Origin of the sequence: Collinsella intestinalis DSM 13280 (assembly GCF_000156175.1) — a bacterium.
Lineage (GTDB): Bacteria > Actinomycetota > Coriobacteriia > Coriobacteriales > Coriobacteriaceae > Collinsella > Collinsella intestinalis.
Genome location: NZ_GG692710.1, coordinates 1318048 through 1331225, shown reverse-complemented (window position 1 = coordinate 1331225; position 13178 = coordinate 1318048). Strand labels below are relative to the sequence as shown.

Genomic DNA, 13178 nt, shown 5'->3' with positions numbered 1-13178 from the left:
AGTGCTTTCCCCCTTCGCTCGCCATACGCCTCTACGCCTCCGCCATCTCACGCTTGAGCTGAGCGATGGCCTCGCGATACTCGGGCATGGTGGCGCCGAGGATCTGCGCGGCGTAAATGGCCGCGTTCTTGGCGCCATTGATGGCAACGCAGGCCACGGGCACGCCGGAGGGCATCTGCACCATGGAGAGCAGGGAGTCCAGGCCACCCAGGTCGCTCGTCTTCATGGGCACGCCGATGACCGGCAGCGGGGTGAAGGCGGCAACGACGCCACCGAGATGCGCGGCCTTACCGGCGGCCGCCACGATCACCTTAATACCGCGGTCGGCAGCGGTCTCGGCCCACTCGTGCACCTGCGCGGGATTGCGGTGTGCGCTGGCGATAACCAGCTCGTAGGGAACGCCCAGGCGCTCAAGTTCGGCGGTGCAGCCCTCCATGACGGGGAGGTCGGACTTAGAGCCCATGATGATACCGACGAGCGGGGCCTTTTCAGTTGCAGTGGTTTCCATGGTGCCTCCAGGGAGTCGCGGTGGTAGTGGCTTTAGTATACCTACTGGCACGAGGGGGAGACCGCTCTCAGCCCATTTCACACGCGATTGGAGGCGCTATTCCGCGAAGGTCCCGAGTTCCTCGGCCATGCGGATGACCTCCAGGCCCAATGCGGTCAATTCATAGCCGTTCGGCAGGCGGGCACCGTTGGGCTGAACGTTGTCGCGAACGATGACGAGCTCGCAATCGCGCAGCGCGGCGAGGGTTCGAATCACCGTCGGAACGCTGACCGCGGCGGCCTGGGCGATATCGCGATGGGCGAGCTGAACCTCGGCGCAGCGGCGGCCGTGCTCACAGCCGGAGCGCTCGGCAATGATGCGCAGCACACGGCAACCGGTCTCGTTGACCCGGACACCCGGAATATTGACCCGGACTCGTTTGCTCATGTTGGCGCACCTCCCCGAAATACGCATCTGCCCCAGGATGGACGCCTGCGCCGCGGCCTCCGCACTGCGGCGGACGCTCAGCGCGCGCCCGCATGGGGAGGCCAGATTCGCATCTACATACGTCATCCAGCCTGACTTGCACCCGAGAACCATAACACCTTATCTCTACCTGGCAGCTATCAATTTGTGTCAGGGGTGTCACTTTTAGAGCCTGTGCCTGGGTTTTTATCGTCGCAGATGAGGAGCTTGCGAGCGGGCGCAGCTCAAGCGGCTTTAACACGCTCAACTCAAGAGGTTCGTTGAGCTGCCAGAGCTATCATGTCGTTACTTTATTGATGAAGAGACGTTCCCCTTTTCGCACCGTTCCTTCGAATCGCTCCCAAAGAGCCTAAGCAACCCCCCCCCCAATTTTTTTCTGTCAGCGGTTTGTAAAGTGACTCGATATGACCGGTTTTAACCCACATCTTCACATTTAGGGCAAACGCGACCTCGCCATGCAAAAGGGGTGCCCGGCCCTGAGCCCGAAGCACCCCTCCTCGAGGAAGACCCCTCCCCCGCACTATGAAACCGGCCCGCAACGCTTACCGCACCGGCGACTTTGCCGCCGCGGCCTACGCCAGGTCCTGCAGCGCCACGACCTCCATGCCGTCGCCCGACTGACGGGCCTCGAGCGCAGCGATGTACGCGTTGGCGGCGGAAAGCGCCGTCAGGCAGGTCACCCCGCGGCGCACGGCCTCGGTGCGAAGCACGTAGCCGTCGCCGCGCGAACCCGGGCCGTAGGGGATGTTCACAATGAACGCGATTTCCCCGCCGGCGATGAGGTCGAGGATCGAGGAACCGCCGTCCTCCGAACTCGAGGCCCCAACCTTGCCCACGATCTCGCACGGCACGTTGCCGCCACGCAGCACGCGCGCCGTTCCCTCGGTGGACACGATCTCGAATCCCAGGTAGCGCAGGATGCGCGCGAGGCTCAGGATGTGGCGCTTGTCACGGTCGCACACCGAGATGAATACGCGGCCGTCCTTGGGCGTCGGCAGCTGGTAATCGATTGCCAGCTGAGTTTTTGCGTACGCCTCGGGGTAGCTCTTGGCGATGCCCATGACCTCGCCCGTCGACTTCATCTCGGGCCCCAAGATGACCTCGGCACCGGGGAAGCGACCCCACGGCATCACGGCTTCCTTCATGCAGAAGTAATCGAGCTTGCGACGATCATCCGGCAGGTCCAGGTCGCTCAGAGCGGCGCCGGCCATGATACGGGCGGCACAGCGGGCCAGCGGCACGCCCGTCGCCTTGGAGATGAACGGCACCGTGCGGCTCGCTCGCGGGTTCGCCTCGATCACGTAGATAGCGTCACCCTTAACCGCATATTGCACGTTCACCAAGCCACGCACGCCGAGCGCCAGCGCAATGCGGCGCGTCGTCTCACGCAGCTTTTCCTGCAGGGACTCGGAGAAGGAGAACGGCGGGATGCACGTGGCCGAGTCGCCGGAATGGATGCCCGCCTCCTCGATGTGCTCCAAGATGCCCCCGATGTAGACGTTCTCGCCGTCACACAGGGCGTCAACGTCGCTCTCATACGCACCCTCGAGGAAGCGGTCCAGGTAGATGGGATGATCGGGGCTCACGCGCGTGGCCTCGGCCATGTACTCGCGCAGACGCTCGGCGTCGTAGGCGATCATCATGCCGCGGCCGCCGAGCACGTAGCTCGGCCGCACGAGCAGCGGATAGCCAATCTGCGCCGCCACGGCCTCGGCCTCCTCGAACGAGGTGGCCATGCCCGCCGGCGGATACATGATGCCCAGTCGGTCGAGGAGCGCCGAGAAGCGCTCGCGGTCCTCGGCAAAATCGATAGCGTCGGGCTGCGTGCCCATGATCTTCACGCCGCTCTCGGCCAGCGCGCGCGTGAGGTTGACCGGCGTCTGGCCGCCCAGCGTGGTGATCACACCCACAGGGCGCTCGGCATCCACGATGTCCATCACGTCCTCGTAGGTGACCGGTTCGAAATACAGGCGGTCGGAGGTGTCGTAGTCGGTGGACACGGTCTCGGGGTTGCAGTTGACCATGATGGTCTCGAAGCCGCGCTCGGCCAGCTCGTAGCAGGCATGTACGCAGCAGTAGTCGAACTCGATGCCCTGGCCGATGCGGTTGGGGCCCGCGCCCAAGATCATGACCTTTGGCTTTTCGCAGGAACGCACCTCATCGGCAGCTACGCCGCGGCGCGCAGCGGGAGCCGGGCGCATGAGGTTCTCGTACGTCTTGTAGTGGTACTCCGTGGCGCTCTCGAACTCGGCGGCGCACGTATCGACCGTCTTCATGCTCGGCACCACGCCCAGCCCCTTGCGATACGCGCGGACGAAGCGCTCATCGCTGCCGGTCAGCAGCGCGATTTGGGCATCGCTCGTGCCGTACTGCTTGAGCAGACGCATGGCGTCGGCATCGATGTCCTCCACGCGCAAGCCGCGCACCGCCTCCTGCACGGCGATCATGTCGTGCAAGCGGTCGAGGAACCACGGATCGATGCGCGTGGAGTCGTGCAGGCGCTCCACACTCCAGCCGCGGCGCAGCGCCTCGGCGACATAGGCGATGCGCCCCTCGCTCGCACGGGACACAGCCGCCGCAAGGCCGCTCTCGTCCAGGGATGCCAGCTCGCCCGCGACCTTCGCGTTCGCGCCGAAGCCGCAGGCCCCGTCCTCGAGCGAGCGCATGGCCTTGCCGAACGACTCTTCGAACGTGCGGCCGATCGCCATGACCTCGCCCACGGCCTTCATGCGCGTGGTGAGCGTCGTGTCGGTGCCCTTGAACTTCTCAAAGGCGAAGCGGGGCACCTTGACCACGCAGTAGTCGATCGACGGCTCGAAACACGCCGGCGTGGCGCGAGTGATGTCGTTGGTGATCTCATCGAGGGTATAGCCCACGGCAAGACGCGCGGCGGCCTTGGCGATGGGGAAGCCCGTGGCCTTGGAGGCGAGGGCCGAGGAGCGGCTCACGCGCGGGTTCATCTCGATGACAATGAGGCGTCCGTTTTGGGGGTTGACCGCGAACTGCACGTTCGAGCCACCCGTCTCGACGCCGATCTTCTCCAAAATCGCCAGGGAGGCGGCGCGCATGCGCTGGTACTCGAGATCGGACAGGGTCTGCGCGGGAGCGACGGTGATGGAGTCGCCCGTATGCACGCCCATGGGGTCGAGGTTCTCGATGGAGCACACGATAATGCCGTTGCCGGCGCGGTCGCGCATGACCTCCATCTCGTATTCCTTCCAGCCCTCGATCGATTCCTCGACGAGCACCTCGCCCGCCGGGGACAGCTCGAGGCCCTGGGTCACGATCTGGATGAGCTCGGCCTCGTCATGAGCGATGCCGCCGCCCGCGCCGCCCATGGTGAAGCTCGGGCGCAGCACGCACGGATAGCCCGTACGCTCGACGATCGCCAGGGCGTCCTCGACGGAGTAGGCGTAACCGGAGCGCGCCACCTCGAGGCCGAGTTCGGCCATGGCCTCGTTGAAGAGCTTGCGGTCCTCGCCACGCTCGATCGCAGCGAGGTCGCAGCCGATCATTTCAACGCCGTAGCGCTCGAGCACGCCGGAACGGGCGAGGTCGACGGCGGCGTTCAGACCGGTCTGGCCGCCGAGCGTGGGCAGCAGCGCGTCGGGGCGCTCGCGCTCGATAACGCGCTCGATGAACTCCGGCGTGATGGGCTCCACATAGGTACGGTCGGCAAGGCCAGGGTCGGTCATGATGGTCGCAGGGTTCGAGTTGACCAGAACAACCTCGTAACCGTCCTCCTTGAGGACCTTGCAGGCCTGGGCACCGGAATAGTCGAACTCGCACGCCTGGCCGATGACGATCGGACCGGACCCGATGACCAGGATGCGTTTGATGTCTTCGCGCTTGGGCATGCTAGTTCTCCTCCGTTGCAAAATTCCAGCCGGCGAGGCGGTCGGCGGCGATGTCGATGCTCAGATAATCCGGCTCACCCGCCATGAGGCGCGCGAACGCGGTGAACAGGTAGTGCGCGTCGGTGGGGCCGGGCGAGGCCTCCGGGTGATACTGCACGCTGAAACACGGGGCGTCGAGGAGCTGGATGCCCTCGGCGGTGCCGTCGTTGAGGTTCACATGCGTGAGGCGGATACGGCCGAAGCGCTCGTTCTCCACCACCGGTGCGATGCCGCGCTCGACCCAGAAACGCAGGTCGCCATCGGCCGGATGCTCGGCAACGCCGCCGGACAGCTCGGGCACGAGCGCGCCCAGGCTGGGGAACACCAGGCCGAAGCCGTGGTTTTGCGCGGTGATCTCCACGCGACGCGTGAGGAGGTTCATGACCGGCTGATTGCCGCCACGATGACCGAACTTGAGCTTTTCGATCTGCGCGCCGGCGGCCAGGCTGATCATCTGGTGGCCCAGGCAGATGCCGAATACGGGCACACGGCCGATGAGCTGCTGCACCTGTGTGTACGTCTCGGGGACGGCGTCCGGGTCGCCGGGGCCGTTGGAGAGGAAGACGCCATCGGGGTTCATCGCAAGCACCTCGGAGGCGGGGGTGTCCCACGGCACGACGGTGAGCTCGCACCCGGCGCGGACAAGGCCCTCAAGAATGCCGCGCTTCACGCCGCAGTCGTAGGCGACCACGCGATGCGCAGCCGGATTCGCGGCGTCCTCACCCGCCGGGGAGGTCAGGGCGAAATCATGGGCAGCAGGCAAGTCTGCCGTGGTAAAGGGGTGAGGCTCGGGGCAGCTCACGGTCTTCACGAGGTTCTCCCCCACCAGCTGGGGCGCGGCGGCCAGGCGGGAGGCGAGCTCGTCCAGATCGAATTCCTCGGTCGAGACGATGCCCATCTGGGCACCGTTGTCGCGCAGGTGCTGAACGAGGGCGCGCGTATCGACACCCTCGATGGCAACGATGCCGAGCTTCTGCAGATATGCAGGAACACTCGTTGCGCTACGCCAGTTGGAAGGCGTGGGGCACATGTCGCGCGCGACCATGGCGCGCATCGCCGGGGCGTTCGCGGGACGCGAGCCGTCGCCGGGGAAGGCGCTCTGCACATCGGCGAGGTCGATGCCGTAGTTGCCGATCTGCGGATAGGTCATGGTCACGATCTGGCCGGCGTAGCTCGGGTCGGTCATTACCTCGAAGTAGCCCTCGAGCGAGGTGTTGAAGCAAACCTCGCCGGTCGCCGTGCCCGCAGCGCCGCAAGAGCGGCCGTAGAACACGGTGCCGTCGGCAAGCAGCAGCACTGCCGGGCTGGTATTTCCTTTTGAAGTGGATGCCATGATGCGCTGGGCCAGGGGGCTCGCATCAGCGCGCGAAGGCGCGGGCGCACACACGTCCGCAGGGCGATTCAAACCCATCTCGTCTCCTTTTCGGTCTCTCGGTACCGGCTTAAAGGCCGTATGGTCTCGGGGTATTGTACGCGACTTTGCAGAGTTTCGCGTAGGTAATAATTTATATTCGTGTTTTGGTTGCTGAGTGGGTTTTTTATACATTATGAAACCTGAACCGCAACAAAAAAGCCGGGTGCCACGAGGCACCCGGCTCATGCGCGATCATCACATGCAACTCAGCGCACGTTCGCGTTATTTGTCCTTGCGGCGGCGGAAAGCGCCGAAGAAGGCGGCGATTGCTCCGGAGATTCCGGTCGCTGCAACAGCGACCGTCGCGGGATCGCCCGTCTGGGGCAGACCGGAGGCGTTCGAACCACCCTGGCCACCTGCGGTACCGTTACCAGACCCCTGGCCGCCGGTGGAACCGTTGCCCGTGGTGCCGTTGTTGCCGCCACCGTTGTTGTCGCTGCCACCGTTGTTGTCGGAACCGTTGTTGCCCTCGGACCCAGCGTCGCCCTTGAGCGCATCGATGGCGGCCTTCAGCTCGTCGAAGGCGGCCTTGACCTGCTCATCAGTCGCGGCGTCATCCCCAAGCACGGCGTTCGCACCGGCGATGGCCGCGTTCAGGCGCTCGACCAGAGCGGGGGTCTTGCCCTCGGTGTCGAGCATGCGCGCCTCGGCGACCAGCGCCTCGAGCGCGGACTTGTCCGGCTTCTCCTGCGGGGCGACGTCGCTCTTCACCAGAGCCTTGCGGGCATTGCCCAGTCGCTCCGTCAGCTCATCGACCACCTTCTGGTCGTCGCCGGGGTTCTTGAGCAGCTCCTTGGCATCGTGAAGCGCGTTGGCAAAGGGCTCCCAGGTCGTCTGCGTATAATCCTCGGCAACGAGTTTCTCGGCGTCGATATCGGCAACGAGCTTCTCAAGCTTGGACACATCGACCTTGCCAGGCACCGTAGGCTTAGCCCCATAGAAACGGACCTCCGCCATGGAAGCATACGCGTCGGCCTTCTCACCGCCAGCGTGGGTGGCGAGGACCTTCACGAACTGCGTACGACGGGCGCCAAACGCCATCTGCTTGAACTCATCGCGGTTATTGAGCACCTTGCCGTTGTTGTCAAACTTGAACGTGCCGACCAGCGTGCCGCCGTCCTTGAGCTCGTCAACGCTCGAACCGACATACACCTGAGCCTCGAAGACGTCTCCGTTGGTGCCGCCGTCGTGACGCGCGAGGAACGTTACGTCGGTCAGGTCATACTCAGCGCCGAGATCGAAAATCAATCCCTGGGGCAGCTTGTACGCTCCACTGTAGTTCGAATGCCAGGTGGTCGCGTCATCGTAGTCGAGCGCGTACTCAACCGGATGCTCGACAGCCGCACTCGTTGCAAACGCAACCTTCACTGCATCCTTGTTCTTCTCGGTGTTGATGAGGGCCTTCTCATCAACCGGACGCATCTTCAGAGCGGAAATCGCCTTCTCAACCTTATTCGCGGCAGCAAGAATCTGACTCTTGGACGGGTTGCCGTTCAAGAGAGCGCGAGCCTCCTTCACAGCCTGATCCAGCTGGGCGTAGCTCTCGGGCGTATAGGCATCCGCGCTAAACATCATGGCCTCGGCGATAGCGTCCTCCAGGGGCTTGGTGTCCGCGCCGGCCTTCACCGTCACCTCGTACTCGGCCGTCTTCGAAGGATCAACCGCGGCCTTCACCGTGATCTTGGCAGTGCCCTCAGACTCACCACGAACGTACCACGTCTGCTTACCAGCGGCGTCCGTACGGGAAACAACCGAAGCGACGGCAGGGTTGCCGGACTCAACCGTGAAATACGGGTAACGGTCGTCCTGCGGCAAGACCTTCGCCCTCACCGGAGCAAGGTCGCCAACGTGCAGCGACGTCTGGTTCTCGCCGAGCTCGATGGCGTCGGCGGTCACACCCGCCTTCTCGTAGTGGAAATTGACCTCGGAGATCGTCAGCATATGAGGACCGTTATTGGCCTCGAGCGGCTTGATGTCGACCTGCTTGACCTTCTTGTTCGCGTTCTCCGCCGACGGCGCGAACATGTACTTTGCCCGCACGGTGTCATATTCGCCGCCGCCGAACTCCTGCGTGCCGTCCTCGAATGTGATGGTCGCCGCGACCTTCTTCACGAAGCCGTTGCCATTCACCTCGCCCTTGGCATCGCGACGGTTGACAAGCTCCACATCCTTGAGCGCGCGAGGCTCCTTGAGCTTGAAGGAGATCTTCATGCCATCGATGGACACCACATCGGTCGTCGTGGACCACTTGAGCTCGAAGCAGCCGGCACCCGAACCGCCGTCGTGATTCTCGACGCCATCGAACAGCGGGTCGAACTTACCGCCCTGAATCATCTGCGAGACATTCGAACCGTCGTCCTCGGCCAGCGCCTTGTTGGTGATGGAGATATCGAAGTCCTGCTGCCCGAGCTCATGAACGCTGGTCTGCGGGGCCTCGGGCAGCTCGCCCTTGGCGAGCAAATCGGACTCGACAAAGTCGCCCTGCGGGCCGACGAGCCAACCAGTCGCGTCCTTCAACTCGACCGGACCGTCCTGCAGCGCCTCGAGCTGGAACGTCAGAACCGAGCCAGACCCGCTGTACAGATCCTGATCGCCCTTATTGGCAAGCGTAAGATTCACCGAGCCGGGACGCTTCACCGTATTCAAGTTCTCCATGCCAAAAGTGCCGGCACCCTGGGCAACGCTGCCATCTACCACCTTGAACTTCGCGGTATCGTAGTGGACGAGCGCACCGAGGGCGTTCACCGCGCGGGCATCGCCGGCGTACACGTCAAACGTGATGACCTCGCCGCGCTTGGCCTCGGATTTATTCGGGATCAACGCGATGCCACCGGACACCTTGTCGGTCTTCTTGGTACCGCCGTTGAGCTTGGACATAGTAATCGAGATGTCGTACGCATCGTATGCGCCGTTCATGTTGAAGTCAGCACCGCGGCCGGCGACATGGCTGTCCCACGATGCGTCGCCCTGCTCGATGCCCAAGGCATTGCCCTTCAGGTGGACATAGTCCTCATCGCACACCGTCTCCTTGCCGACCAGAGAACCGAGCGGCTTACCGGCGGAGTTGTCCTTCTTGTTCAACATCAGCTCGTTGGCGGAGAAGTGATCCGACTTGCCCGCGAGCGGCGTAAGGCGCAGATACCGAGCGGAACGGCCCTTGAGCTCGACGGTCTTCTCCGAATTGTCCGTCGTCCAATTCGTCTCAATCGGCTCGGTCCAATGCTGACCGTCGACACTCGTCTCGATCTTCATCTTGGAGATGTTGCCATTGCCGGCGTTCTCGCGCGGAACATACACAAAGTCTTCGAGCTCGTACACCATGCCGTAATCGATCGTCATGGGGACGTTCAGGCCTGGGATGTCTCCGGAATGGAACATGGTCTTCTTGTCGTGGTCGAAGGCGAAGCTGAGCGCGCCCCAGTTGTCTCCACCGCTCCAGTCGACAGCGAGCTTGTTGCCGCTCTTGGCCGGCGCCAGCGTGTTGCGCCACGGGTCCTCGAGAGACGTCGACGTGATTTTCTCGCTCCACGCAGAGAAGCCCTTCTCGTTGCGCGAGCGAATCTGATACGTGTGCGTCGAGTGATACGGCAGGCCAGTATGGTTGAATTCGGCCACGTCGCCAACAGCGTTCAGCGATCCATCGATAAGAAGCTCGTAGCCCGTTGCACCATCAACCTTGTCCCAGGTGAGCTTGATGCTCGTGGGGGTCTTGTTCTCCTCGGCGGACTCCAACTTGGCAGGAGCCTTGAGATCCTGCTGCAGCGTGTTGCCGCCGAGCTTGGGATCGTTCGCGAAACCCTTGACCACAAGCACCTGCTCATGCTGCTTCACGTCGGTTTCAGGCAGGAACACGTAGACCTTCGGGGTGGTGGTGATTTTCTGCTCGCCGAACTTCTCGCTCTCCGGAGTGGTATTCAGGTCGGGCGCCTGCTCGTAGTACCACACGGCCTTCGTGCCCTTGCCCGCATTCTTGGCCTTGTCAAAGGCGGCCTTGTCATTGACCTTCTCAACCTGCTGGCCACCATAGGTAATCGAGGTCGGCGCGGCGGTCACGTTCACCACGGCGGTGGTGGAACGCTTGGAGTTGTACCCGGTGTATCCGCCCTCAGACTTGCCGATGGTCAACGTTGCGGTATCCCCCTCGACCTTCGAGGTGATCTTGGTAGAAACATGGTCGCCGTAGTTGACATTCTCAACCACGCCATAGCCTTCGACGTTCTTCTGGTTGGAATTGATGGTCTTGCCGTCGTCCTCGAACAGCGTGTACTCAGAGTCGCCGGCAGGCCAGAACTCGACAATGCGACGAGTCTTGTCGAGGCCCTTCTTGTTGGTCTCGCTGATTGCCTGGGGGTTGTTGTTCTCCTCATACATGGGAACGATGGCGCCCGCCTGAACGAACAGGGGCAGCTTCCACAGCGGCGCGTCAAAGTTGTTGAGAACCTGTCCGCCGCGATACTGCTTGCCGGTGAAGTAATCGATCCAGATGGTCGGGTTCTGCTCATCCACCGCGCCGTCTTTGGTCTTGTTGTAATTGGGCAGGTAGATGCCATTGCGAACGTCATTACCCGTGTTACCCGCATCGCCCGTATTCTGATACACCGGCGCGACCAGGAAGTATTTACCGAAGGTGTACTGATACTGCGTGTCCGTACCGCTCGCGAACTCAGAATCGTCCGTGAGCATCATCGCGCGGACCATGGGCAGGCCGGTATCGCCATTCTTCGTATCGATGTTCGCCGCCGACGCCGCACTCGTGTAGATATAAGGCATGAGCTGAGCCTTGAGCTTCAGATACATGCGCGAAATGCCCGTGTACGGATCGCCGTGAGTCATCGGGCTCTTGCGATGAGCGCCCCAGCCGTCCATGTCGAGCATGGTGGGGGTAAAGGTCTTCCACTGGTAATCGCGGGTCGCAATGATGGGCGCGCCACCAAAGATGCCGTCCATATCGGAGCCGACGTTGGGATTACCCGAAAGACCCTGACCGATGTACGTGGGGAGATGGAAGCGAATGTACTCCCAGTTGCCACCCGTTTGGTCGCCGGTCCAGATGCCACCATAACGCTGCGTTCCCGCCCAGCCGTCGAGCGTGACGATATTGGGACGCATACGGTCGGCGAACTTGTCATTCGTCGCAACGTCATATGCCTTCTTGATGCCGTTCAGGCCGAACGAATAACCAGAGCCAACCCAAGCGACGTCGGTCTTGAGTGCCGAAATGCCGCCCTGCTCGACCTCTTTCTTGAAATCGCGCTGTAGATGCCATTGCTCGTTATCCACCGGCTCGAGGTTTGACTGCGTCCACAGTCCGGTCTCAACACCGCGCGCATTGGCGTAGTCGGTGAACTCCCGCAGGTTCTGGACATTCGCGTCGATCGCCTTGTTGCGCTCCGCCTCGTTGTTCTCCGTCTTGCCATAACCGTTTTGTCCGTATCCCGCACCATAACCATCATTGGGCAGGAACCAACCGAGCGGCATGTCGGCCTTCTCGTAATCTCTAATGACCTGCTGCGCGGAGAATTCGTCAGAGAACTCCTTGGGCTTGAAACCGTCAGCCTCAAAGGAAGGGCCGTGGCCGTTCAGGGACTCGCTCGCCATGCTGCCGTCGGGGCGGTTGTCATTGGCGTTATAGCCCTTCTCGTATTTGACCTCTCCGGCCTCGCCCGCTGGTTTGCCGTACTTCGTCTCCCACTTTGCGCCGCCGCCGGTCTTGCTCCAGCCGTCACGGTTGTATGCATTCAGATGTCCCAGGTAGAAGGCATACTCCGGCAGAAGCACCGGGTCGCCGGTTACGTCAAAATAGCCGTCGAGAACATCCTGAGCAACCGCTGCGCGCGAAGCACCGTCCGAAAGGAAATAGTAGGCGTCAAACTCATTTTCCTCGTGGGAGAGCTTTACCTGAGAGGCATCAGCCTCGCCAAAGTCATAGGCGCCTGGCTTGAAGGTGTTGCGAAGCACGCCATAGCCGTCGCTGGACCAATAGAACGGGTTCGGCGAGGCAACACCGCCATCGACCCAATTGTTGGTATTGGCAATCTTGATGGTCTTGCCCTTATGGGTAAAACGACCGTTCTGGGTACCACCGCCGAAGAAGAACTCCTTAGCATCGGTGTCGAGAGTCTGAACGGTTGACGAGCTCGACAGGTCAATCGGCGACGCCTCGGAAAGCACCTCCCTATCACCCACGGAAACCTTCATCTTGGCGGTTTCCTTATCGAGGGTGATGGTGGTCTTTCCGGACTTGATGAGAATGCTACCGCCGCTTGTCTCGACCGTCGCCTTTGGATGGCTGTAAGCATCCTTGTCCGAATCCGGCTGCGCCTGGATATGAGCGGTGTGGCTCGAATTGGTCGGCACTGCGTACTCGTCAAAGGTTCCCGACGGGTCGACGTTATAACGGAAAACGCCCTCCTCGAGGAACGTGATGCGGCCCTTGACGTCGGCACCGTCACCGCCCTGGAACGTCACCTCCACCACATTCTCTGTCGCGCCCTGGGTTGCGCTCTTGACCTTAGCCAGCGGCGCGGCCTGAGCAGGCGTGGCAAGCACCAGCGAAAGCGCCGCTGTGGCCAAAACTGCGGAGCCCTTCACCCAATTGCGCTTGAAAATCGAATCTTCGCTCACGTTGTCTCCTTCCCCGGAGATGCCAATTGATGAGGCCTACGAGTGGACAGTGGATATAACCAGCAGACCACGCATAATCTGGAGACAACTGTAAAAAAGCGCTATTATCCTCATCCCTTCGATGTGAATTTATCGGTGAACGGCAGATATTACCCACCAGCGGTATAGGGTGGTATTTCATTGCAGAAACCAATAGCGTCAACAAGAGATCTGAGGGCGGCAAAACGCCCTTCACCGCCGCCACGACCCCGTCACCGATTTGCACAAATCG

Annotated in this window: 5 protein-coding genes; all 5 read right to left on the bottom strand. The window is 62.1% G+C overall.

The window, feature by feature from the left end:
• Positions 1–31 precede the first annotated feature (31 nt).
• The gene (gene purE, locus COLINT_RS05990) at positions 32–508 is read right to left on the bottom strand and encodes a 5-(carboxyamino)imidazole ribonucleotide mutase (protein WP_006723545.1); all 477 of its coding nucleotides are present in this window, start codon (positions 506–508) and stop codon (positions 32–34) included.
• Positions 509–604: 96 nt separating this feature from the next.
• Complete coding sequence (locus COLINT_RS05985) at positions 605–934, bottom strand: hypothetical protein (protein ID WP_152062756.1); 330 nt, start codon at positions 932–934, stop codon at positions 605–607.
• A gap of 611 nt (positions 935–1545) precedes the next feature.
• Positions 1546–4830, bottom strand: coding sequence for a carbamoyl-phosphate synthase large subunit (gene carB / locus COLINT_RS05980; RefSeq protein WP_006723543.1), 3285 nt, complete (start codon positions 4828–4830; stop codon positions 1546–1548).
• Between the two features lies 1 nt (position 4831).
• The gene (gene carA, locus COLINT_RS05975) at positions 4832–6202 is read right to left on the bottom strand and encodes a glutamine-hydrolyzing carbamoyl-phosphate synthase small subunit (protein ID WP_039910657.1); all 1371 of its coding nucleotides are present in this window, start codon (positions 6200–6202) and stop codon (positions 4832–4834) included.
• 303 nt (positions 6203–6505) lie between these two features.
• Complete coding sequence (locus COLINT_RS05970) at positions 6506–12907, bottom strand: discoidin domain-containing protein (protein WP_006723541.1); 6402 nt, start codon at positions 12905–12907, stop codon at positions 6506–6508.
• Between the last annotated feature and the right edge of the window lie 271 nt (positions 12908–13178).

Coding starts and splice junctions, on each gene's coding strand:
- purE (WP_006723545.1), bottom strand. CDS start 508: ATGGAAACCACTGCAACTGAAAAGGCCCCGCTCGTCGGTATCATCATG.
- COLINT_RS05985 (WP_152062756.1), bottom strand. CDS start 934: ATGAGCAAACGAGTCCGGGTCAATATTCCGGGTGTCCGGGTCAACGAG.
- carB (WP_006723543.1), bottom strand. CDS start 4,830: ATGCCCAAGCGCGAAGACATCAAACGCATCCTGGTCATCGGGTCCGGT.
- carA (WP_039910657.1), bottom strand. CDS start 6,202: ATGGCATCCACTTCAAAAGGAAATACCAGCCCGGCAGTGCTGCTGCTT.